Annotated in this window: 26 protein-coding genes; 19 read left to right on the top strand and 7 right to left on the bottom strand. The window is 64.5% G+C overall.

Annotation, left to right across the window (positions count from 1 at the left end):
• Positions 1 to 21: 21 nt before the first annotated feature.
• Both BR24_RS12185 and BR24_RS12180 read right to left on the bottom strand, forming a co-directional pair.
• Positions 22 to 1431: an HD-GYP domain-containing protein gene (locus tag BR24_RS12185; protein WP_496541757.1), complete on the bottom strand. Its 1410-nt coding sequence runs from the start codon at positions 1429 to 1431 to the stop codon at positions 22 to 24.
• Positions 1432 to 1454: 23 nt separating this feature from the next.
• On the bottom strand, positions 1455 to 2147 hold the full coding sequence (locus BR24_RS12180) for an HAD family hydrolase (RefSeq protein WP_496541756.1): 693 nt from the start codon (positions 2145 to 2147) through the stop codon (positions 1455 to 1457).
• Positions 2148 to 2404: 257 nt separating this feature from the next.
• On the opposite strand from BR24_RS12180, the gene BR24_RS12175 reads away from it, so the two are divergent.
• Both BR24_RS12175 and BR24_RS12170 read left to right on the top strand, forming a co-directional pair.
• Positions 2405 to 3235, top strand: coding sequence for a phage capsid protein (locus tag BR24_RS12175; protein ID WP_496541755.1), 831 nt, complete (start codon positions 2405 to 2407; stop codon positions 3233 to 3235).
• A 35-nt stretch (positions 3236 to 3270) separates the two neighbouring features.
• On the top strand, positions 3271 to 3519 hold the full coding sequence (locus tag BR24_RS12170; RefSeq protein WP_496541754.1) for a hypothetical protein: 249 nt from the start codon (positions 3271 to 3273) through the stop codon (positions 3517 to 3519).
• Positions 3520 to 3631: 112 nt separating this feature from the next.
• Here the strand turns inward: BR24_RS12170 and BR24_RS12165 are convergent, their stop codons facing one another.
• From BR24_RS12165 to BR24_RS12155, 3 genes are read right to left on the bottom strand one after another with little or no spacing between them, the layout of a single operon-like run.
• On the bottom strand, positions 3632 to 4096 hold the full coding sequence (locus tag BR24_RS12165; protein ID WP_496541753.1) for a TadE/TadG family type IV pilus assembly protein: 465 nt from the start codon (positions 4094 to 4096) through the stop codon (positions 3632 to 3634).
• 9 nt (positions 4097 to 4105) lie between these two features.
• Positions 4106 to 5317 (bottom strand): pilus assembly protein TadG-related protein, encoded by a 1212-nt coding sequence (locus BR24_RS12160; protein WP_496542007.1) that lies wholly within the window; start codon positions 5315 to 5317, stop codon positions 4106 to 4108.
• A gap of 25 nt (positions 5318 to 5342) precedes the next feature.
• The gene (locus BR24_RS12155) at positions 5343 to 5738 is read right to left on the bottom strand and encodes a TadE/TadG family type IV pilus assembly protein (protein ID WP_496541752.1); all 396 of its coding nucleotides are present in this window, start codon (positions 5736 to 5738) and stop codon (positions 5343 to 5345) included.
• 243 nt (positions 5739 to 5981) lie between these two features.
• On the opposite strand from BR24_RS12155, the gene BR24_RS12150 reads away from it, so the two are divergent.
• From BR24_RS12150 to BR24_RS12070, 17 genes are all read left to right on the top strand, one after another.
• The gene (locus BR24_RS12150; protein ID WP_496541751.1) at positions 5982 to 7379 is read left to right on the top strand and encodes a sigma-54-dependent transcriptional regulator; all 1398 of its coding nucleotides are present in this window, start codon (positions 5982 to 5984) and stop codon (positions 7377 to 7379) included.
• Positions 7380 to 7668: 289 nt separating this feature from the next.
• Positions 7669 to 7845 (top strand): Flp family type IVb pilin, encoded by a 177-nt coding sequence (locus BR24_RS12145; RefSeq protein ID WP_496541750.1) that lies wholly within the window; start codon positions 7669 to 7671, stop codon positions 7843 to 7845.
• A 31-nt stretch (positions 7846 to 7876) separates the two neighbouring features.
• Positions 7877 to 8056 carry a Flp family type IVb pilin gene (locus BR24_RS12140; RefSeq protein WP_496541749.1) on the top strand — a complete coding sequence of 60 codons (180 nt, stop codon included), beginning with the start codon at positions 7877 to 7879 and terminating at the stop codon, positions 8054 to 8056.
• 36 nt (positions 8057 to 8092) lie between these two features.
• Positions 8093 to 8272, top strand: a complete 180-nt coding sequence (locus BR24_RS12135) for a Flp family type IVb pilin (RefSeq protein ID WP_496541748.1) — start codon at positions 8093 to 8095, stop codon at positions 8270 to 8272.
• 119 nt (positions 8273 to 8391) lie between these two features.
• Positions 8392 to 8937 carry an A24 family peptidase gene (locus tag BR24_RS12130; RefSeq protein WP_496541747.1) on the top strand — a complete coding sequence of 182 codons (546 nt, stop codon included), beginning with the start codon at positions 8392 to 8394 and terminating at the stop codon, positions 8935 to 8937.
• A 66-nt stretch (positions 8938 to 9003) separates the two neighbouring features.
• On the top strand, positions 9004 to 9819 hold the full coding sequence (cpaB, locus tag BR24_RS12125) for a Flp pilus assembly protein CpaB (RefSeq protein WP_496541746.1): 816 nt from the start codon (positions 9004 to 9006) through the stop codon (positions 9817 to 9819).
• A gap of 8 nt (positions 9820 to 9827) precedes the next feature.
• A complete protein-coding gene (locus tag BR24_RS12120; RefSeq protein ID WP_496541745.1) occupies positions 9828 to 11213 on the top strand; it encodes a type II and III secretion system protein family protein in 1386 nt (461 codons plus the stop codon).
• A 23-nt stretch (positions 11214 to 11236) separates the two neighbouring features.
• Positions 11237 to 11527, top strand: coding sequence for a hypothetical protein (locus tag BR24_RS12115; RefSeq protein WP_496541744.1), 291 nt, complete (start codon positions 11237 to 11239; stop codon positions 11525 to 11527).
• The gene (locus tag BR24_RS12110) at positions 11527 to 11700 is read left to right on the top strand and encodes a hypothetical protein (RefSeq protein WP_496541743.1); all 174 of its coding nucleotides are present in this window, start codon (positions 11527 to 11529) and stop codon (positions 11698 to 11700) included. Before BR24_RS12115 ends, BR24_RS12110 begins: the two co-directional genes overlap by 1 nt.
• Positions 11697 to 12878 (top strand): CpaE/TadZ family protein, encoded by a 1182-nt coding sequence (locus tag BR24_RS12105; protein ID WP_496541742.1) that lies wholly within the window; start codon positions 11697 to 11699, stop codon positions 12876 to 12878. Before BR24_RS12110 ends, BR24_RS12105 begins: the two co-directional genes overlap by 4 nt.
• Complete coding sequence (locus BR24_RS12100) at positions 12875 to 14290, top strand: TadA family conjugal transfer-associated ATPase (protein WP_496541741.1); 1416 nt, start codon at positions 12875 to 12877, stop codon at positions 14288 to 14290. The genes BR24_RS12105 and BR24_RS12100 overlap by 4 nt, the downstream gene beginning before the upstream one ends.
• Positions 14290 to 15252, top strand: coding sequence for a type II secretion system F family protein (locus BR24_RS12095; RefSeq protein ID WP_496542006.1), 963 nt, complete (start codon positions 14290 to 14292; stop codon positions 15250 to 15252). Before BR24_RS12100 ends, BR24_RS12095 begins: the two co-directional genes overlap by 1 nt.
• A 10-nt stretch (positions 15253 to 15262) precedes the next feature.
• Positions 15263 to 16216: a type II secretion system F family protein gene (locus BR24_RS12090; RefSeq protein ID WP_496541740.1), complete on the top strand. Its 954-nt coding sequence runs from the start codon at positions 15263 to 15265 to the stop codon at positions 16214 to 16216.
• A gap of 25 nt (positions 16217 to 16241) precedes the next feature.
• The gene (locus BR24_RS12085; RefSeq protein WP_496541739.1) at positions 16242 to 17612 is read left to right on the top strand and encodes an SPOR domain-containing protein; all 1371 of its coding nucleotides are present in this window, start codon (positions 16242 to 16244) and stop codon (positions 17610 to 17612) included.
• Positions 17613 to 17769: 157 nt separating this feature from the next.
• Positions 17770 to 19905 (top strand): hybrid sensor histidine kinase/response regulator, encoded by a 2136-nt coding sequence (locus BR24_RS12080; RefSeq protein WP_496541738.1) that lies wholly within the window; start codon positions 17770 to 17772, stop codon positions 19903 to 19905.
• 30 nt (positions 19906 to 19935) lie between these two features.
• Positions 19936 to 20313, top strand: coding sequence for a PH domain-containing protein (locus BR24_RS12075; protein WP_496541737.1), 378 nt, complete (start codon positions 19936 to 19938; stop codon positions 20311 to 20313).
• A gap of 106 nt (positions 20314 to 20419) precedes the next feature.
• On the top strand, positions 20420 to 21055 hold the full coding sequence (locus tag BR24_RS12070; RefSeq protein WP_496541736.1) for an outer membrane protein: 636 nt from the start codon (positions 20420 to 20422) through the stop codon (positions 21053 to 21055).
• 61 nt (positions 21056 to 21116) lie between these two features.
• On the opposite strand, the gene BR24_RS12065 is transcribed toward BR24_RS12070, so the two are convergent.
• The gene (locus BR24_RS12065) at positions 21117 to 21563 is read right to left on the bottom strand and encodes a phage tail assembly chaperone (RefSeq protein WP_496541735.1); all 447 of its coding nucleotides are present in this window, start codon (positions 21561 to 21563) and stop codon (positions 21117 to 21119) included.
• Positions 21564 to 21574: 11 nt separating this feature from the next.
• Positions 21575 to 22204: DUF7483 domain-containing protein (locus tag BR24_RS12060; protein WP_496541734.1), on the bottom strand; the 630-nt coding region annotated here is incomplete at its 5' end.

Raw genomic sequence — 22204 nt, 5'->3', positions numbered from 1 at the left:
AGAAGCGCGTGACGCTTCGGGCTACTGCAGCAGGTCGGCCACCGAGATGCCGTGATCGGAGGGGTTCACGATGTCTTCGATGATCGGCGAATCGCCGGATTCTGGGGCCTCCGCCAGGTCCACGCTGCGTCGCGTCAGGGGCTCGAAGGCCGCGTCGAAGGCGATCTTGACCACGGGCTTGAGCGGCAGGTTGGGGTTCAGGCCGGTAACCACGCCGTGCTCGCCGCTGCTCAGGCGCACGAAGCTGCCCACGGGGTACACGCCGAGGCTCTTGATGAAGTGCTCCACGATGTTGGGCTGAAAATCCGAGAGCCGCCACTGGTACATCATGCCGAGCACCTTGCCGGGCGGGAGCGGGTCCTTGTAGACGCGTTTGCTGGTCAGGGCGTCGTAGACGTCCACCACCGATATGATCCGGGACATGGCGTGGAGGGCGTCCCCCTTGACCCCCCGGGGGTAGCCGCTGCCGTCGTAGCGCTCGTGATGCTCAAGGGCCACCCGCAAGACCTCCCTGGGAACCGCCTTCTGGGTCTTGAGGATGTCGTAGCCCTCCTGCGGGTGGGTGCGCATGATCTCCATCTCGTGGTCGGCGAGCTTGCCGGGCTTGTTGAGAATCTCGTCGGGGATCACGGCCTTGCCCACGTCGTGGAAGGTCCCGGCCATGCCGAGCATCCGCAGCTGCGGGCGCTCCAGCCCCAGCCGCTTGCCGAGGATCACCGAGAGCACGGCCACGTTGATGCTGTGGGTGTAGGTGTACTCGTCGTACATCTTGAGCTTGCACAGGGCCGCCGCCGCGGATTCGTTGCGAAAGACCGAGTCGATGAAGCCGTCCACCATGGGCATGGCGTCGCGATAGTCGAAGGATTTGCCGCGCCGCACGTCGTCCACAAAGCTGCGGGCGTAGCTCACGGCGTCGCTGTAGAGTTTGTCCGCGCGGGGAAACTCTTCCTCGATGGGTGTCCTCGGGGTTTCGGGCGGCGGGTCGGGGTGCTTTTTCCTCGACGCCTTGGCCGCGGCCATCTCCTGCCGGAGGCGGGCCATGTCTTCCACGCGCCTGGCGTTGCCCTCCTCCCTGGCCTTGGCCCCGGAGACGGCCCGCTGCATGGCCTGCTCGTGCGCCTCTCCCACCTGCTGCCGAAACCGCGAGCGTTCGTGCTCGAACTCGGCCCGTTCGGTCTCGAGGGCCAGCCGCGCCTCCTCAAGCTCCCTGCGTTCTTTTTCCAGCTGGTCGCCGAGGTGAGCGGAGACCCATTCGCCGAGCTCGAACTCCTCGTCCACGAGCACGTCGAACGCTCCGTCGGGGACGGTGTGGCCGATTTCCTCGCGCGAGAGCAGGGGCCGGTCCACCTTGACGACCTCCCCTCCCTTTTCGGTGCGATAGCCGATAACGTACATTCCGGGCCAGAGGTCGGTCTTCGAAAGTCGTTTCATGCAGCCTCCGTCCTTTCTTGCGATCAGTTGCGGATTTCCGCGAGAGCCCCGGAAGAGAGGAGCCGGGAGGCGTCCTCGAAGATCAGGTCGGCACCGGCGTTCCTGAGGTCGTCCGCGTCGCAGCGGCCGGTCATGACGCCCGCGGTGGCGGCGCCTGCCCTGCGCCCCGTCTCCATGTCCAGCGGGTGGTCCCCCACCATGAGCGCGTGGCGCGGCGAAACGCCCAGCCGTTCCAGCGCCTGATGCAGATGGGCCGGGTCCGGCTTGATGCGCGGGGCGTCCTCTCTGGCGAGCAGCACCCCGGTGTGCTCGTTCAGGTCGGGGAAGACCGTGCGCACGGCCGAGCCGGTATTGCGGGTGATGATGCCCGTGGCGATGCCGTGTTCGCGAAGGCCCAGCAGCAGAGGGCGCGTGAAATCGAAGAGGCTCCCGTCGCGCGCTGCGTCCAGCTCCATGGCGGTGACCGCGAGCCTGCACCGGCAGTTGAACTCCAGCGCGGTGTCGCGGCCGCATTCGCGCTCCACTTCGCGGGTCAGGGTCTCCATCCACTCCAGCGCGGGCGTTCCGTCGGGGGCCGGCCGATGCGGCAGGAAACATTCGCCGAGCGCGGCGATCTTGGTCTTCATGAGGTCGAAGTCCAGCGTCAGCTCGGCCAGCGTGCCGTCAAAGTCGAAGATCACGGCCTGAAACGCCGTTGCGATTTCGGAGGGAATCATTCCTGATACGTACCCCAATCCGGAACAGCGGTCCAGAGCTGCCCGAGACACCCCGTCAACAGGGAATGTCACCCCGAAAACGCCCCGGACGCCTCCGGAAACGCCACGGCACGGAGACCGGGGCTATACTGTCCGCGATGTTTCGGCCCCGGCGCCTCCGGTTGCGGCCCGCGAACGGTCCACCCGCGAGCCGGATGCCTTCCGGGATACCCGTCGGCCCTATCAAGGAAAACCGACAACGAAATGGAGAAACGGCAATGTCCACTCAGATCGACAACTCCTTCATCAACCTCTACTGCGCGGACGTGCACAACGCCTACCAGCAGCAGGGTTCCAAGATGCGCAACACCGTGCGCCTGAAGGGCAACGTTCAGGGCGCCAAGTGCGTGTTCCAGAAAAGCGGCAAAGGCACCGCGGGCAAGAAGACCCGCCACGGCAACGTGCCCATCATGAACCTGACCCATTCCTCCGTGTCCTGCACGCTTGAGGACTGGTATGCCGCCGAGTACATCGACCGCCTCGACGAGCTCAAGCAGAACATCGACGAGCGGCAGGTGGCCGCCAGCGCCGGTGCGTGGGCCCTCGGCCGCAAGATCGACGAGCTGGTCATCACCCGCATGGACGCCACGTCCTCGGTCATTCCCGAGAGCACCAGCGGCCTGACCAAGGGCAAGATTCTCGAGGCCTTCGGCCTGCTCAACGCCAACGACGTGCCCGACGACGGCAACCGCTTCGCCGTGGTGGGGCCGCACCAGTGGAACGAGCTGCTCAACATCGAGGAGTTCAAGAGCGCCGATTACGCGGGCGAGAAGTTCCCTTGGCTCAAGGGCACCGAGTCCCGCACCTGGCTGGGCATCAACTGGATGTTCCACACCGGGCTCCCCGTGGAGACGGGCATCCGCAAGTGCTTCCTGTACCACAAGAACGCCATCGGTCTGGCCGAAGGGCAGGAAATCAAGGCCCACGTGGACTGGGTGCCGGAGAAGGCCGCCCATCTCGTGGACCACATGCTCTCCGCAGGCGCCTGCCTCATCGACCCCTCCGGCGTGGTCGAGGTCCAGTGCGACGACGACGCCCAGATCCTGTAGCCCGAACGCTCACCGCATAGAAAAGGAGAAATCTCATGGCATACGCATCCGAAGACATGCGCCTCATGGGCGGCGTGCCCGGCCAGCAGCTCTTTCTGTACCGCACCGAAGACGCGCTCGCCGACGTGGCGGGAGCCGGATACTTCGACAAGGCGGCGGAAGAATACAACCTCGACACCGGCGACGTGATCATCGCGTGCACCGGCGCGGCATCCGCCGAGGCGGTCGACATGCTGGTGGCCACCAGCGCGGCCGGATCGGTCACCGTGGTCAACGGCTCCTAAAGGGATCCTCCCTCACTCCATAGCGCCCGTGCGAGCGGGCAAAACGGCGAGGCCGGACAGTCGGGGAAACTGTCCGGCCTCAATGGTGTCACCTAGGGGAGGGTGAGGGGCGTCATGAGTCGCAGGGCCGCCACGGCTCGTTGAGCTTGCGGTCGGCGCTGCTGAGGGTGATGTCGTCCGGCAGGATAGGCTCCATCAGCGAGACGAGAGGGGTGTAGGTGCAGGAGGCGCGGACTTCCACGATCTCGCAGGGGTTGCCTGCGCTGCCCTGACTTCCGGTGTCCGACGACTGGCCGCGGGGCCAGCTGGAGATGGTGACGGTCTTCGTGCCGTGGAGAGGTTCCATGCGCTCCAGCGCCTTGTCCTCGATGCGCGTCATGCGGGTGCCGTCTTCGACCCCCTCGCCGGTGGCGGCGATGCGCACGGCTTCCTGCGCCGCCTTCTGCACGGTGAGCCACGAATGGAACATGTTGCCCATCTCCATGGTTCCAAGCAGCAGGACCATGACCGCGGGCAGCACCAGTCCGAATTCCGCGACCGTCATGCCCAGACGCTTTCCGTTCTTTCTGTGCAGCATGGTCGCCTCCTAGCTCAGCAGCCGCCAGCCGAGCTGGCGTCCGATCTTCTTGAAGATGTCGTCAATGTCGTACACGCTCGGCGCGTCGAAGTAGTGGTCGTCCGTGCCGGGCTTGCTGGACGCCATGGCGCGCATCAGGTCGCGGTCGGTGTTGTCCGAGGTGCCGAAGCGAATGGTGAATATCTCGATGCCCGCGTCCTTGGCGGCCTGCGCCTCGTTGAGCATGTCCTGATTGAGCCTGCCGCCGTCCTCGCAGTGCGCGTCGGTGATCTTCATGCCGTAATAGGCATTGGTCCAGTAGTTGTTCGGCTCGTAGTAGGCCCGGTAGGGGCCGCCGCAGTTGCCGTCCTCGTTGTCGCCGTCGGTGAGCAGGATGATGATCTTGCGGAACTCTTCCTTGTCGCCTGCCTGGTCGTAGGGCCTTTGCGGCGTGAGCATGTGGCGGCCCCACTTGAGGCCTTCGGGGATTACCGTTCCGGAGGCCGCGCCCGTTGCGGTCTGGTTGTTCAGGGAGGTGATGACCGCGTTCTTGTTCGTTGTCAGGGCCTGCGCTTCGGGGATGCTGGAGCAGGTGTCCAGATTCACGCGGCGGCGGTAGTAGTACGGCAGGTCCCAGTACAGGTGCATGAAGTCTTCGTGGATGCCGTGGTTGAGGGAGCCGTCGACATTGCGGCAGCCCGAGAGGCCGTCGCCAGCGGCTTCGCCCACGTTGACCTTGCCGCGGAAGGGCACCAGCCCGATCTTGGTGTCGGCCTCCGCGCCGTCGGGGATGATGAGGTCCACCAGTTCGCCCGCGGCTTGCTTGACCATGTTGATGGGCGTCCCCTTCATGCTGCCGGAGTTGTCGATGACGAAGACCACTTCGAGCTTGTTGAAGCCCGCGCTGGCCGCCGCCTCCACGCGCTGTGCGGAAAGGCCGAGAAAACCGAGGAGCAGCAGGTCCACGTCCGCGTGGGCCTCCACGTTCACGCTGCGGATGAGGGTGCCGGGGACCAGCGCGTCCAGCTCGGAGCCGGGGTAGTTCTTTTCAAGCATCCCGGTGGCCGCCGCCCGGACCAGCCCCTTGTCCAGTTCGGGGTCGTAGGGCAGCTCGAGGCTCCCGGCCAGTGCGGCCGAATCCACGGCGGCCTGAAGGCGCGTGTGGGCGGAGTAGAGGTTGCCCAGATCGAGCGCGAGGCCCACCATGGCCAGAACTGCGGGGATGACCATGGCCATGACCATGCTCACCGCGCCGAGGCGTTCACTGTTAGGGAAGCGGCATCGTTGTGCCCGCTTCGATGACGAGCATCTCTTCGCCGCCGAGCATTTCCAAAGCATCCCGGCCTCCCATTACTGGTTGATATTCGTAGCTGGCGAGCACGGTCACCGTGCGCGCGTCCGTATCGGTGGATACGCGGACGTCCACTTCTTCCGAAGGCAGGTCGGGCACGAGGCTCCGCACCAGCTCCTGCACGTCGGGTCCGGCTTCACCCTGCATCAGCACCATTCTGGCGCCCTCGCGGCTGGCTTCCACCAGCGAGGAGTGCGCGTGCATGGCGTTGCTTCCCTCCATGAGAAGGAAGAGAAGGAGCGCCATGAAGGGGAGGATGAGGCCGAGTTCGGCTGCGGCCATTCCGCTCTTGGATGATGATTGCTGTCTCATGTCCTGTTTTCCTCCGGCGGGGATTCCCGCGTTTGCAGGGAGTATCAGCAACGGATGTGCCACTCTCCATCAAAAGTGGATTTTTTTTGTGACCGATCTCGGGAGCCCTACGTATACGGTGTATATGCGGCTTCTCGATCCGAAAGACCTTTCGGGCGAGGGCTGGTTTGGTCGTATCGGGCGATCCATTTTTTGTGGATTGTACCGCCTTGTCATGGTAGAAGGAGAAAACCGGGTGCGCAAATGGCTGAACGAATACTTGTAGTGGATGACGACCATGCCTTCCGGGGTATGCTGGTGGAGGCGCTCGACGAGCGCGGCTTTACCGTGGAGCAGGCGGAGACCGCCGAGGACGGCATCGTGCGTGCCGGAAAGGGCGGGCTGGACCTGATTCTCCATGACGTGAAGCTGCCCGGCATGTCCGGCCTGGAGGCCTTGCCCAAGCTCAAGGAGGTGGCGCCGGAGACGGACGTGATCGTCATGACCGGGTACGGGTCCCGCGATACCGGGATTCAGGCCATGCGCGACGGGGCCTACGACTACTTTTCCAAGCCTTTCAGTATAAAGGAGATGGAGGTCGTCATCCGGCGGGCGCTGGAGAAGCGCGGCCTTCAGGCCGAGCTCGAAGTTCTGAAGCGCAACCTCAAGGGTGCGGGGCCGCTGGACAAGATCATCGGCGACAGCCCGGCCATGCAGGAGGTCAAGGACCGCCTGTCCCGCGTCGCCGAGCTGGACTGCGACGTGTTGGTGCTCGGCGAGACGGGGACCGGCAAGGAGCTGATTTCAGACACCATTCACGCCATGAGTTCGCGCGCCGCCGGCCCCTTTGTGAAGCTCAACTGCGCCGCCATCCCGGAATCTCTGCTGGAAAGCGAACTCTTCGGCCATGAGAAGGGCGCGTTTACCGGTGCGGCCTCGTCGCGGCCCGGCAAGTTCGAGCAGGCCGAGGGCGGCTGCATCCTGCTTGACGAAATCGGCGACATGCCTCTGCATTTACAGCCGAAACTCTTGCGGGCCGTGGAGCAGAAGCAGGTGGAGCGCGTGGGCGGCAGCAAGCCCATCCGCTTCGACGTGCGCATCATCGCCGCTACCAACCAGGAATTGGAACAGCGCGTGGATGCAGGAGAATTTCGTAGCGACCTGTACTACAGGCTCAATGTGGCCTCCATCCACCTTCCCCCGCTCAGGGAACGCAGGGAAGACATTCCACGACTGGTGGACCACTTCATACGGCAGGCCAACCTCAAGCTCGGGACCGACGTTCGCGGCGCAGACAAGAAGGCGGTCCGCAAGATGTTTGAATACGACTGGCCGGGCAACGTGCGCCAGTTTGCCAACGCCATTGAGCGCGCTGCGATCTTCAGCAAGAGCGGGGTGATACATGCCTCTGAGCTGGAGCTCGCCTTCTCCAGAACCCCGGGGGACGACGAGGCGGAGCAGGCTCCGGGAGCGGGCTTTGAAGAAATGAAGCTGCCCCTGCGCGAGGCCATCAATTCCTTTGAGCGGCGGCTCATCACCAATGCCCTGGCCAAGACTCGTGGAGTCCAGACAGAGGCGGCGAGCCTGCTTGGTATCAGCCCGAAAAACCTCTGGAACAAGCTGCGCAAGCACGGCATAGATTCAGCCGCCTTTTCCGCGTAATCCATTTTTTGTAGATCGCCAACCACCCGGTATCGTGAGGATAGTTGCTCACGATGCCGGGTTTTTCTGGATTGGTCGATCCACAAAAAATGGATTTGTGACCTTCGCAGTAGGTTCGTCTGTTGGTGCCGGATCCATCAATTTCACAAAGATTTCCTTTCAAGATGGGTGGTTGCAGGTCTTTTGGGAAAATTTCCCGAGTTGTGGCACGCGGGTTGCTCAATGGAGGGCAAGTTCGATGCGGCGTGCAAACGCCATGTATGTATCTTCATGAAACAAGGAGAAGAAAATGAAGACCCTCATGACTCTCATCCGTAGCGAAGAAGGCGCCACCGCGCTGGAGTACGGTCTGATCGCCGCGTTGATCGCAGCAGGCATCGTGACCGCGGTTTCCACCCTCGGCACCACGGTGTCCAACACGTTTACCAACATCGCCAACAGCATGACCGGCGCGGCAGGCAGCTAGCCCCGGTCGTCCAAGCCAAAGGGAGTCTTCAATGCAGATGCTCAAGACTTTAATCCGCAACGAAGAAGGCGCGACTGCGCTGGAATACGGCCTGATCGCCGCACTCATCGCGGCGGGCATCGTCACCGCCGTGTCCACCCTCGGCAGCACCGTGTCAGATACCTTCACCTCCATCGCCAACAGCATGACCGGCGCAGCCGGCGGAAGCTAGGTCGATGGGAAACCTTCAACCAAAGGGAGCATAATAATGCAAATCCTCAAGAACCTCATTCATAACGAAGATGGCGCGACCGCACTCGAATACGGTCTGATCGCCGCCCTCATCGCAGCAGGCATCGTCACCGCGGTTTCCACGCTCGGATCCACCGTCTCGAACACCTTTACCTCCATCGCCAACAGCATGACCGGCGCCGCTGGCGGAAGCTAGGCCATGGAAGCCAGTTCGGGGCCTGCGGAGGGGAGAAACCGCAGGCCCCGGGGTTCCCGGGGAGTTGGGAACACTGGAAACCAACGAGGCAAATCAATGAAAGGATTCGGGGAAGAACCATGGATTTCATCATCGCCGCGCTGTTGCTGGCCGCCCTGGCCGCGGCTGTCGTCACGGACGTCAGGAGCCAGCGCATACCCAACCTGCTCACGTTTCCGCTGATACTCGCGGGACTGGGACTGCACACCGCCACGGGCGGGCTTCACGGCCTGCTTTTTTCGCTGGCCGGGTTCGGTCTCGGCCTCGGCGTGATGCTCATCCCGTTTCTGATGGGGGTCATGGGCGCCGGAGACGTCAAGCTCATGGCCGGTGTCGGCGCCTGTCTCGGCGTGGAAACGGCCTTCATCGCCTTTCTTGTCACCTGTCTTGCGGGCGGCGTCTACGCTTTGGGCATGCTGCTGCGGCACATGGACCACCTCAAGGCGATCCTCGCAAATTTCCGCTACACAATCCTCGCGTTTCTTACCACCCGGACCGTTGAGTACACCCCCGTGACACCCGAAGGCTCCCTGCCGCGCCTCTGCTACGGCGTGGCCATAGCCGCGGGAACCGTGACCGCCATGGCACTGACCATGATCGAAACGGGCGCACCGTTCGCACGGTAGCCCACCCGGACGTCGCCGGACCGCCGCCGTGGCGGAGGCGGCGACGACACCCAAGGAGGAAGCACCATGACCAGATCCACGAAAGCGGCCCTTCAGATAGGACTGGCCCTTGTCCTGTCGCTGGTGGCGGCCTTCATGGTCTTCCGCTGGATGGCCCAGCGTCCCGCCCAGAATACGGCACAGGCCCCGGTCACCTATCACGTGGTGGCGGCCGCGGACCTGAAGAAGGGCATGAAGATAGGCCCCGAGGCCGTGGCCCTCAAGGGCAGGCGCACCGAATCCACCCCGCCCGACGTTTTTCTCTCAACAGGTCCCGTCGTGGGCCGCGTGCTGGCTCAGGACCTGGCCGAGGGAGACCCGCTGACCGCCTCCATGCTCGAACCGCTGGAGCTCAGGGTCCCCGGCGTGAGCGCCATGATCACCCCGGGCAAGCGGGCCATGTCCGTCAAGGGCAACCCGGTCATGGGCCTGTCCGGGTTCGTGCTGCCCGGCGACAAGGTGGACGTGCTGGTCTCCCTGACCAAGGGGCGCGACGAAAAGCCCGTCACCAAGCTGGTGCTGGCGAACGTCCCTGTGCTCGCCACGGGAACGCAGCTCTCGTCTCCCAAGGGCGAGGGCAAGACCGCCTCGGTGGATGTCTACACGCTCGAACTCACGCCCGAGGAGAGCGAGCGGCTGGCGCTGGCCGCCACCCGCGGCACCCTGCATTTTGCACTGCGCAACGCCGAGGACGCCGAACCGGTATTGACCCCCGGCTCCACTGTGGACAGCGCGCTGGCGGCCCACCGCAAGGCTCCGCCAAAGCGGAAGCGGACCCCGCGCAGGCGCAGGGTCAGCGTCGAGGTCATCAACGGCGGCGAACGCAGCAAGGTGAAGTTCTAGGAGATATCATGCGGCAAGCAGTATACATAATGACGGCAATCGTGCTGCTGGCGCTCGCGCCCGCGGCGGCCTCGGCCGAATCGCCCGACGAGGTGATGCTGGTCAAGAACAAGTCCGTGGTGATCGACGTGGAGTCGCCGGTCAGCCGCGTCTCGCTGGGATCGCCCGATATCGCCAGCATGCTCCTGCTCTCCCCGCGTCAGATCTACCTCGCGGGCAAGGAGTTCGGCGCGACCACCCTGACGCTGTGGACCGACGGCGGCATCGTGGTCAAGGACATCAAGGTGGTGCCGGACGTCACGGGCCTCAAGCGGATGCTGCACGAGGTGCTGCCCGCCGAGACCGACATCAGCGTGCGGGCCAACGCCGAATCCGTCACCCTCACCGGCAGCGTGAGCAGCGCCTCGGCCCTCAAGGCCGCCAACGAGCTGGCTCAGACCGTGGCCCCGGAAAAGGTCGTGAACCTGCTGCGCGTTGACGGCGTGATGCAGGTCATGCTCGAGGTGCGCGTGGCCGAGATGACCCGCACCGTGCTCAAGCGCATGGGCGTGAACTTCGCCTACCTGTCCAACAATTTCACGGCGTATTCGTTTCTCAACGGCCTGACCTCGCTGGATCAGGACGGCGACGTCATCAACCTGACCGACCGCATCAACGGCGTGGTCCAGTCCACGTCGGGCAGCAGCTCCTTCAGCGGCTTCATAGACGCCCTCAAGGCCAACGGGCTGGTCAAGGTGCTGGCCGAACCGAATCTGGTATGCGTGTCCGGTGAGACCGCCGATTTCCTCGCGGGCGGCGAGATTCCGATCCCGGTTCCGCAGGCGCTCGGCATGGTCTCCATCGAGTACAAGCCTTTCGGCGTGGGCCTCAAGTTCACCCCCACCGTGCTCAGCTCCGGCGTGATCAATCTTCAGGTCAAGCCCGAGGTCTCGGAGCTGGACTACTCCAACGCCGTCACCTTTCAGGGCTACACCATTCCGGCGGTCCAGACCCGCAAGGCCTCCACGGTGGTGGAGCTGGCCGACGGCCAGAGCTTCGTGGTGGGCGGCCTGATCAGCGACTCCCTGCGCGAGAACGCCAACCGCTTCCCCGTGCTCGGCGATGTGCCGGTGCTCGGCTCGCTGTTCAGCAGCAACGACTTCAGAAGCAACAAGACCGAGCTGGTGATCATCGTCACCGCGCATCTGGTCAAGCCCGTGGACGCGGCCACGCAGTCCCTGCCAACGGACGGATTCCGCGAGCCGAACGATTACGAATTCTATCTGCTCGGGCTGCTGGAGGGGCGCCGCGACGAGCCCGCGCTGACCAGCGCCCCCGAGAACCGGCGCAAGTCCGCCGTGGTCAGCCCCGAGAGCGGGTTCGACGGCGATCTGGGCCATTCCCTGCCGAACTGAGGCGGGTACAAGGAGAAGTCTTCATGAAGAACGTCGCAGTGACCGTCATCGTCTTCCTCGCCTCGCTTGGATTGTCCGGGTGCAGCGTCATGCAGGTGCAGCACGAGCCCAGCACCATGCCGCACGGCACCGCCGTGAGTCAGGCGGTGGAGGCCCAGAAGCTCAACCCCATGCCCGCCGGCACCGAGCCCGTGAAGGGCGCCGACGGCGAGTACGCGCTCAAGGTTCTGGAGCAATATCAGGAAGGCCCCAAGACGGGGAGTTCCGAAGGTGAGAGCCTTTTCCAGAAGGTTCTCGGGGAGATGCTGAACTGATGTATTGTTTCGAAGACAAGGTTACCTACTGGCGGGAGCTGCTGCTGATGCTGGTCATGGCCGCGGTCATCCTCGCGGACGTCTTCGTGCTGGACAGCTTCCATGTCGAGCCGATGCGTTCCGCGGGCCATGCGCAGGTGGAAGTTGCATCCCACGGCGGAGGCGCGCGATGAGAGGCAAGCTGACCATGACCGTGGTGGTGGCGGACGACGCCCAGCGCAAGGTGCTCGACAAGGTTGCCGAGGCCCTGCCTTGGGTCGTGCCCGCGCCGGAAGACGCCGAACACATGGGCGTGCTTTTCTACGAGCCCGGCCCCGAAGCCGTTCAGGAGCTGGCGGAGATCGCCGCGGAACTGGAAAGCGGCTCGGCCACGGACGTGGTGCTGGTGGGTGAAAAGCCCGCCCCTGAGCTGCTCATCGAGGCCATGCGCGGCGGCATCCGGGAATACCTCCCATATCCGCTGGACCCCAAGGCCGTGCGCGACGTGCTCATGCGCATCCGCAGCCGCAACGTGGTCGTGGACGGTCAGGACAGCAGCGGTCGCGTCAGCGTCGTGCTCGGCGCGCGCACCGGCGTGGGCGGCACCACGCTGGCCGTGAATCTGGCCTCCGTGTTCGCCAAGGCAGCGCCGGGCAGGGTGCTGCTGGCGGACATGGGCAGGCCGTGCGGCGATGTGCGTTACTTCCTCGACGCCCAGTGCGACTACACTTGGGAAGACCTGTTGGCGGACGCATCCCGTCTCGACGAAACCTTCCTCGCCAGCGCGGTGGGCGAAGGTCCGGACAAGCTGGCCGTGCTGGCCGGGCCGCGAAATCCCGCAAAGCCAGATCCGCAGGCAGTCCACGCCCTTTTCGAGACCATGCGTGCCGCGTACGACCATGTCATCGTGGATGCGGCCATGGAGTCGGACGACGCGCTGCCCACGGCGGCGGAGCAGGCGGACGACCTGCTGCTGGTCACGGAGCTGACCATGCCCGCGCTGGCTGACGCCAAGCGCGCCGTGGACGCCTTCAGGCGAGCCGACCCCGAAGCCTCCCGCAAACTGCGGGTTGTGGCCTCCGCCGTGGTCAAGGGCGGCGGCGTGGAGCCGGCCGATGCCGCCGAAGCCCTCGGCTGCAAGATCGACCTGACGCTGCCGGGCGTGTTCGCGGAAGCGTCGGCCGCGCTCAATCAGGGCGTGCCGCTGCTGACCGCGTCGCCCAAGAGCGCGTATGCCAAGCCCGTGACCTCCATGGCCCGTGAACTCGGGCTGCCCGGCGTCAAGCGCGGCGGCCTCTTCTCCGGCCTGTCCGGGCTTCTGTCGCGCAAGGGCGGACGCAAGAGCGGCTCCGCAGGGAGGGTGAGCGCATGAATCTGGCACAGCGGCTGAACCGCAACCGCAGCGGCGAAGAGACCGTCGAGGCCCCCAAGGCTCCGGCAACCCCCAAGGTCGAGGCCCCGAAGCAGGAAGCCTCCACCTCGGAAGTCTTTTTCGACATCAAGACGCGCATCCACGACAGGCTCATCGACATGCTCGACCTGTCGCTGCTCGACCGCCTCGAAGACGGCGAGATGCGCGCCGAGATCGCCCGGGCCGCCGAAGGGCTGCTTTGGGAAGAGTTCCACAACGCCCCCCTGAACATGGCGGAGCGCCGCAGGCTGCTGGCCGAAATTCAGGACGAGGTCGTGGGGCTCGGTCCGCTGGAGCCGCTCATTCAGGACCACACGGTCAACGATATCCTCGTCAACTCGTACAATCAGGTCTACGTGGAGCGAAGCGGCAAGCTGGAGCGCAGTCAGGCCCGGTTCCGCGATGACGACCACCTGCGCAAGATCATCGACCGCATCGTGTCCCGCGTGGGCAGGCGCATCGACGAATCCCAGCCCATGGTGGACGCCCGCCTGCTCGACGGCTCGCGTGTCAACGCCATCATCCCGCCGCTTGCGCTGGACGGCCCCTCGCTGTCCATACGCAAGTTCTCCCGCGACCCGCTGGAGATTCAGGACCTCATCGGTTTCGAGGCGCTGACCCCCGAGATGGCCCTGATCCTCGAAGGCGCGGTCCGCGCGCGGCTGAACATCATCATTTCCGGCGGCACCGGCTCGGGTAAGACCACGCTGCTCAACTGCCTGTCCCGCTACATCCCCGAAAACGAACGTATCGTCACCATCGAGGACGCGGCGGAGCTGCAGCTCAAGCAGGACCACGTGGTTCGACTGGAGACCCGCCCCGCCAACATCGAGGGCACGGGCGAGATCACCCAGCGCGACCTGGTCAAGAACTGCCTGCGCATGCGCCCGGACCGCATCATCGTCGGCGAGGTCCGGTCATCGGAAGCCCTCGACATGCTGCAGGCCATGAACACCGGTCACGACGGTTCGCTCACCACCATCCATGCCAACACCCCGCGCGACTGCCTGATGCGTCTCGAAACCATGGTCTCCATGGCCGGGCTGAACATTTCCGACGTGTCCATGAAGCGCTACGTGGCCTCGGCCGTGGACCTCATCGTGCAGGCCACCCGCCTGGTGGACGGGACCCGCAAGGTGGTCAGCATTCAGGAAGTCAACGGCATGGAAGGCGAGATGATCACCATGCAGGAGATATTCGCCTTCGAACAGACCGGCATGAGCGAGGACGGCAGGGTGCTGGGGCATCACACCGGCCGCGCCATCCGGCCGCGCTTTGCGGAGCATCTGGTGCGCATGGGCTTTCCCCTGCAGAACGAGATGTTCGACGTGCATCCCGCCCTGCGGCGCGACGACGGGAGGGAAATGCTGTGATGCTCCTCGCCGTGGCGCTCTGCGCCCTCGTGGTCTTCCTGCTGGTCCTGGGCGTTTCGTCGTTCGTGCGCGCCCGCCGGGACGAGGCGGACGTGCGCATCCGCAACCGCCTCGGCGCGCTGGCCGCCTCGGACGCGGACGCGGAGACCGTGGAATATCTCGTGCGCAGGCAGATGAGCGAGGTGCCGTGGTTCAACACCATGCTGCAGCAAATGCGGTGGGCCGCCAACCTGAGCAATCTCGTGGCCATGTCCAAGGCGCCGGGAACCCCGGGGCTCTACCTGCTGCTGAGTCTCTCGCTCGGGCTGCTCGTGGCCTACGCCGTTCTGGTATTGAGCAAGATGCTGGTCGCGGCCGTGGTGCTGGGGCTCATAGCCGGGTACATCCCCATCTGGTGGCTCCAGCGCCGCCGCAACAAGCGCATGGACCGTTTTCAGGAGCAGCTGCCGGAGGCGCTGGACCTGCTGGCCCGGGCCCTCAAGGCGGGGCACACCTTCGGCGGCGGCATGCGCATGGTGGCGGACGAATTCGAGGACCCCATCGGCTCCGAATTCGGCAAGACCATAGACGAGATCAACTACGGCATGGACTCCGACCGTGCGCTGGACAACCTGCTCAACCGGGTGGACTGCCCGGACCTGAAATTTTTCGTGGTCTCCGTGAACATCCAGCGGGAGACCGGCGGCAACCTCGCGGAGATCGTCGGGAACATTGCCCGGCTGGTGCGCGAGCGTTTCAAGCTGCACGGCAAGATCAAGGTGCTCTCCGCCGAGGGGCGCATCTCCGCGCTCATCCTCACCCTGCTGCCCTTTGCCGTGGCGGGCATCCTCTTCCTGCTCAACCGCGAATACATGAGCCTGCTGTGGACCACGGAGCTGGGCCGGAGCATGGCCATCGGAGCGGCGTGCTCCATGACCCTCGGCATCGTCATCATCCGCCGGATGATCAAGATCAAGGTGTAGGGACCGAACCATGTTCGAGCAGTACATTCCTCTCATAGCGGCAGCGGCCGCCTTCGCCGCGGTGCTCATGGCCCTTATGGGATTCATGAGCCTCAGCGGCGGCGCGAAGCGTTCCGAGGAGATCGCCCAGCGCATCTCGGGCCGCCCTCGCAGGGGAAGGAAGAGCGGCGGAGCCGTGCTCACCGGGCTCTGGCAGCCGGTCTCCGACATGTTCGGACAGCTCGGCGCGCGCATCGGTCCCAAGACGGACGAGGAGCGCCGGGCCAATCAGCTGGCGCTGATCCGCGCGGGCATCCGCAGGCCGGACGGCTGGCGCGTGTTCCAGGGGGCCAAGGCCGCCCTCACGGTGGTTCTCGCCGGCGGGTTTCTGCTGCTTCGCCCGCTCTTTTTCGAGGACCTCGGGCTGCCGCCGACCCTGCTTGGCGCGGTGGGGCTGGCCGCCATCGGCTGCTACGCCCCGGACATCTGGCTGCGGATGCGGACCAAGAAGCGGGCCGAGGCCATCCTCAACGCCCTGCCCGACGCGCTGGACCTGCTGGTGGTCTGCGTGGAGTCCGGCATGGGGCTGGATCAGGCCATCACGCGCGTGTGCAACGAGATGCGAAATTCCTCGCCCGAGATCAGCCTCGAATTCTATCAGCTCACGCTGGAGCTGCGCGCCGGGAGAAAGCGCACGGACGCCCTGCGCGACCTCGGCCGCCGTTGCGGCGTGGAAGACCTGAACAGCCTGATATCCCTGCTCGTGCAGGCGGACACCTTCGGCATCAGCGTGGGACGCACCCTGCGCGTGTACTCGGACACCATGCGCACCAAGCGCTTCCAGCTGGCGGAGGAAAAGGCCGCCAAGCTGCCCGTACTCCTGCTGCTGCCGCTGATTCTTTTCATCCTGCCCGCCCTGTTCGTGGTCATCATGGGCCCGGCCATTATGCTTTTCATCGACGTGTTCGCGGCTCTGCCGAAGTAGCGCGTCAAAAAAGGGGAGAACCGACATGAACGCCATCGTCATCAGAACACTCGCAATACTGCTGGCCGCCACGCTGCTGGGCGGATGCGCCGCGCGCAAGGCCGACAGCGGCGAATCGTTTCAGGAGTTCGCGTGGGGCGGAGACTCCGAGCTCACCGCAGACCAGCACCTCAAGGTGGGACAGGGCATGGCCGCCGACGGCAAGCCCGAGATGGCTCTGGTGCATCTGAACCGCGCCCAGCAGATGGCCCCGGAGAACGTGGAGATACGCGCCTTCAAGGGAGAAATGCTTCTTGAGCAGGGCGCCACCGAGGCGGCCCTGCGCGAGTTCCGTGCCGTGCTCGAAAAGCATCCGGATCATGCCGGAGCGCACGAGGGAGCGGGCGTGGTCTTCTACCTCGCCGGGCTCGACGAGGAGGCGGAAAGTCACCTGCAGAGCGCGCTGGAGGCGGACCCCTCACGCTGGAAGGCCAACTGCTACTACGGCGTGCTCCACGACCGGCGCGGCAACCCGGAGCGGGCGGACGAGCACTTCCGGAAGGCGCTCAGGTCCGCGGACGGAAAGGACGCGGCGCGAGTGATAAACAACCTCGGCGTGACGCACATGGCGCGCGGTCAGTACAGGCAGGCGGCCCGCCTGTTCCGCAACGCCCTTGAGAGCGGCGGGGCCACCTCGCGCACCTATAACAACCTCGGCCTCGCCCTGACCCGCATGGGCCGGTTCGAGGAGGCGCTTCAGGCCTTCCGCTACGGCGGCGATGAGGCCAAGGCCCACAACAACCTCGGCTATGTGCTGCTCATGGAGGGCCGCCCGAAGCAGGCCGCGGAATATTTCGAAAGGGCGGTGGAGCTCTCCCCGACCTTCTATGACAAGGCTTTCGAGAATCTGAAGCGGGCGCGCATGGCGCTCTCTTCCGAACCGGAAAACGAAGGTTCCACCCCGAACCTGCCGCCGCTCGCGTCCTCCGGGAACGAGCGTCGGTCCATCGCCAAGGCCGCGGCTCTCCCCGCCGCGGCCTCGGCGACCGGACCCGCGGTCGACATGGCTTCCACCGGATTCACGTCCCCGCCCCCCGGGCTGGGCGCCGAAGGAAAGGAAGCGTCGACCGAGGCGGTGCAGCGGGGTTCCGATACAGCAGAAAATGTCGACGCGGCATACGGCCTCCACGTCAGCTCATGGCGTGACAGCGAAGACGCGCGGAAGCACATGGAAGCTCTGCGCGCGGACGGCTTCACCCCGTCCCTTGCCAGTGCCGACCTTGGGGAAAAGGGTGTCTGGCACCGCGTGCTGGTGGGACGTTACGACTCTCTCCGGGAGGCCATGGATGCCCGTCCCGAGGTGCTCGAATCGCTGGGCCTGAAGCGCGCAGGCGTCTATCCGCTGGCAGCACGCTAGACACGTGTCCCGCTCCCGTCACGCCATATCCGCGCGTCCGTACGGTGTTTCTCCGTCGGGCGCGCGGTATCCCGCGCCGCTTCACTTTTTTCGCTCGTTCCAATATATTCCGACCAAAGAGGGGCATGCATCCCTCAAGGAAATAGAGGAGCGTTTCTTGCCCGTTCAGCAGACCACCGTATTCCGGGTGCTCGCCGTTGACCCAGACCGCGACGCGCTGACGCTGTACCGCGACATCCTGTGCTACGAAGGGCAGGAGCCGGAAGCGCTGGAGGCGCTCTTCTCGGAGCCCTCTGCCGCGACGATCTCCGATGCCCCGGTGGATTCGTTTCACTTCGAGGTCGTCAGGACCACCACCGGCGCGGAGGCGGTCCGCGCCATGGCGGACGGCGTGGCCGAGGGCCGGCCGTTCGCCCTCGCCGTGGTGGAAGTGCGGCTGGAGCACGGCATGGACGGCGTGGAGACCGCCGAAATGCTGAGGGAGATGGACGCGGGCGTCGAAGTCCTGATGATGTCTTCCGCCACCAGTGTGCCCCTTGCCGAGCTGAACCGCCGCGTTCAGCCCCCGGAAAAGCTGTTGTATCTGCAAAAGCCGTTTCGCTCTCAGGAGTTCCGTCAGGTGGCCGTGTCCCTGTGCAACAAGTGGCGCGCCGAGACCGAACTGCGAGAACTCAACGAAAGCCTTGCACAGGTGGTGGAGGCCCGCACCGAGGAGCTGAACAAGGCCAACCAGCGGCTGCTCAACGACATCGCCAAGCGTGCCGACGTGCTCAAGGACCTCAAGGCCAGCGAGGAGCGATATCGCGAGCTGTTCGAAAAGAACGTCACCGGAAATTTTCTTGCAGACGCGCAGGGCAGGATCGTCGACTGCAACATGGCCTTTGCCGAGGTCCTCGGCCTGCCGAGTCCGGACGCCGCGTCGGGCATGAGCCTTTTCGAAGCGTGGGAACAGCTGGGAGGCCGGGAGCCGCTTCAGGACCTGCTCGCGACCCGCGGCAGGATCCGCAACCACGAGTTGAGCGTGGGGTCCCTCGGCAGGGAGCTGCTGGGAAATGTGGATGTGGTGGAGGACGAGCGCGGCGGCCGTGAGATTCGCGGTTACCTGTTCGACATCACCGAGCGCAAGCGGCTCGAGCAGCAGCTTCGGCTGGCCCAGAAGATGGAGTCGCTCGGCACCCTTGCCGGCGGCATTGCGCATGACTTCAACAACATCCTCGGCGTGATCCTCGGATATGCCGAGATAATCGAATCTTCGGCCGAGGAGGGGACGGGCCTCGCCCGCCGTGTGGGGGAGATCCTCTCGGCAGGCCGCCGCGCCCGCGATCTCGTGACCCAGATCCTCAATTTCAGCCGCCAGAGCCCCGAGGAGCGGCAGCCCATGTCGCTCTCGCCGCTGCTCAAGGAGGCGTTCAAGATGCTGCGCTCCAGCATCCCCGCCAACATTGAGCTGAACCTTTCCATCGAGGCGCAGGACGATCAGGTCATGGCAGACGCCACCCAGCTGCACCAGATCATGCTCAACCTGTGCACCAACGCAGCGCAGGCCATGGAGCAAAGCGGCGGCAGGGTGGACGTGGAGCTGGCCGACGCGGACACGGGGGACCCCGCGCCGCCGGAGGAGATTGGCGGCCCGGAGTGGTTCGTGCGTCTGAGCGTGCGCGACAACGGCCCCGGCATGGACGCCGAAACGCTGGAGCGCATCTTCGATCCTTTCTTCACCACCAAGGGCCCGGGCGAAGGGACCGGCATGGGCCTCTCCATGGTGCACGGCATCGTCAAGCGCCATGACGGCCATGTGAGCGTGGACAGCGAGCCGGGGCGCGGCACGGTCTTTCATGTCTTTCTGCCGCGCACGCCCTCTCTGGAGAGGCCGGAGGCGGAGCCGCGGCCGCAGCTCGTGTTCACCAAGGGGCGGATTCTTTTCGTGGACGACGAAAAGGCGCTTGTGGACATCGGCAAGGAGATGCTGGAGTCCATGGGCTTCGACGTGGTCACCCGCACCAGCAGCATCGAGGCGCTGGAGGCGTTCAAGTATCGCAGCAACGACTTCGACCTGGTGATAACCGACCAGTCCATGCCGAACATGACCGGCATCGAACTGGCTCGGGAGATGGTCCGCATCCGGCCGGGCGTGCCCATCATACTCTGCACCGGGTTCTCCGAAGCGGTGAGTTACGAACGCATCCGCGAGATCGGCATAGGCGACTTCATCATGAAGCCGATTCTGCGTCATGAAATGATGGAGGCCATCGGCAGACTGCTCGGCGAAAAACGACCGGACCTCATCGACTGAGCCGGGCGAAACCTGACAAGAGGAGTGGATATGGGATTTCTTGACGGACTGATGGGCAACGCGTCGGAAGTGAACGCCGAAGACGTTGCCGAGGAGCTGGCCCCGATTCTGGCGGACGGCGAGCGCGTGCAGCGCGTCTTCAAGGTCATCCGCGACATGTTCGTGTTCACGGACCATCGGCTGCTGCTCATCGACAAGCAGGGGATCACCGGCTCCAAGGTGGACTATCTTTCGCTGCCGTACCGCTCCATGACCTGCTTTTCGGTGGAGACCGCAGGACATTTCGATCTCGACGCCGAGCTGAAGATATGGATGTCCGGCCGGAGCGAGCCGGTGGTCAAGGAACTGAAAAAAGGCACCGACGTGGTGGGCATCCAGAAGCTGATTGCGAACAGAGTTTTGAAATAAGGTATAGGATTGCCAGAAGTTTGTAATGGACAATCTTATCCCTCATGTGTAGTCCTGACTGCTCGATAGGAATTCAACTTCGGCACATGAAGAAATGAGGTTTCCCATGAAAAAGGTTCTGCTCGCGCTCACGATGATTCTTGCCCTGGCCACAGCCGCCAATGCCGGACAGCACTATGTCTCCGGCAGTGTTTCCGCCCAGTCCCTGATGGACAGCGACATTTCTTCCAGTGACTCGGCCGTCAACGCCGAACTGCGCGAAGATGACGCCCAGATCGAAGCCGATTGGGGCTGGGGCCTCTCCGCCGCCTCCGGTTACCAGTGGGACAGCGGCATCCGCGTTGAGCTGGAAGGAAGCTACTTCACCAGCGACCTTGACAAGATTAGTTCCAACATCGGGAATCTTGACGTCGGCGGCAGCTTCGACATGACAGCGCTGATGGTGAACGCGCTTTACGAATACCAGATCAGGGAGGATTCGCCCCTGAGCGTCTACGGCGGTCTGGGATTCGGCTATGGCTGGTCCTACGGCGAGCTGGACCTCGAAGGTGATGACTTCACCGATACCGCGAGCATCCCGCTGGTGCAGCCCATTGCCGGTCTGCGCTACCGTCTGGATGAAAACTGGAGCGTGCAGGCCGACTACAAGTTCATGGTCGGTCTCGACAAGCTGGACTATGGTCTGTTCGAAGCCGAGTACCGCTCTCATCGCATGGGCATCGGCCTTCGCTACGATTTCTAGGCTCCAGCCGATAGCCACCCATGGTTTTCAAAAGGCCCCCGGCACGTGCCGGGGGCCTTTCTCATACCATCTCAGGCCACTCCACAGCCTCAGGGAACCCGGCCTGCTGCGGCACATCCCGCAGCGCCTGCACGTAGGCGTCGAGCGCCGCGATGTCATCGCAGGGCGTCAGCCCCAGCCGCGTCTCGGATTCAAAGCGTTGCACACGCCACATGACTGCCGCGATGCGCTTGTCACGTTCGGTGCGGATCGTGTCCGCCCGATATTCGTGCCGTGCCGCCTCGTCCACCACGGCCTCCACGACCTGCTCGCGCAGGATCAGGTCCTCGCGCAGCCGCCATTCGGTGACGTAGCTGGTGAACGGTTCGCGCCGCAGCGGCCGCGCCTCGTGGTAGCCGAGCGCCGCGCGCTCCTTGCGGGTCAGTTCCGCGAAACGGCGGACGCTGTCGCCCTGCACCACCTGCGCGGGAGCGACCTGCCGAAAGGTGTTGTCCGGGTATCTCCACATGATGAAACCTCCTAGAATGCGTTGGAATATTTGAAAGGCTGCGCCGCCCAGGCCATGCCCACATGCCGATGGCCACCGCCGTTCACGGAACCGAAGGAACTGACGACCTTCATGCCGCCGGCATGGAACCGGAAATTCTCCGCCACCATTTCGGCGTTGGAGAGGTTGAGCTGCAGCATCCTGTCCACGGGACTCTCCGGGTCGCGGGCGGTGTCGTAGAATCGCCAGTTCTCCGTGGCGCTGGCGTTCTTCATCATCATGGCCAGCGGCGTGAACCCGAGGTCCACGAACGGCCCGTCAGTGTCGGCGTTGCCTGTGTAGCTGAACACCCTGGAGAAACCCGGGACGGAGCGGAAGACGTAGGCGATGTGCTCAGACCCGTCCTCGTTGGTGTTCCCGGTATGCCCCACGGTGAAGTGCGTGTTTGTCGGTTCCGTGTCGCTCCACCCCGCGCTCGACGTGACCAGCGCATTGTCGAGGTTCGGATAGACCAGCTTGGTGGCACCGAGGGCGGAATGGTAGGCCATCCAGTTCTGGCCGTTGGTGGTGATGTTCTTGACGATTATCAACTCGGGAACGCCGCCACAGTTGTGGGCGAGCTGCTTTCCGGCAATCCCGTCACCAACATAGGGCACAATATC

The organism is Pseudodesulfovibrio halophilus DSM 5663, assembly GCF_059568665.1.
This window is presented reverse-complemented; position numbering and strand designations above follow the sequence as displayed.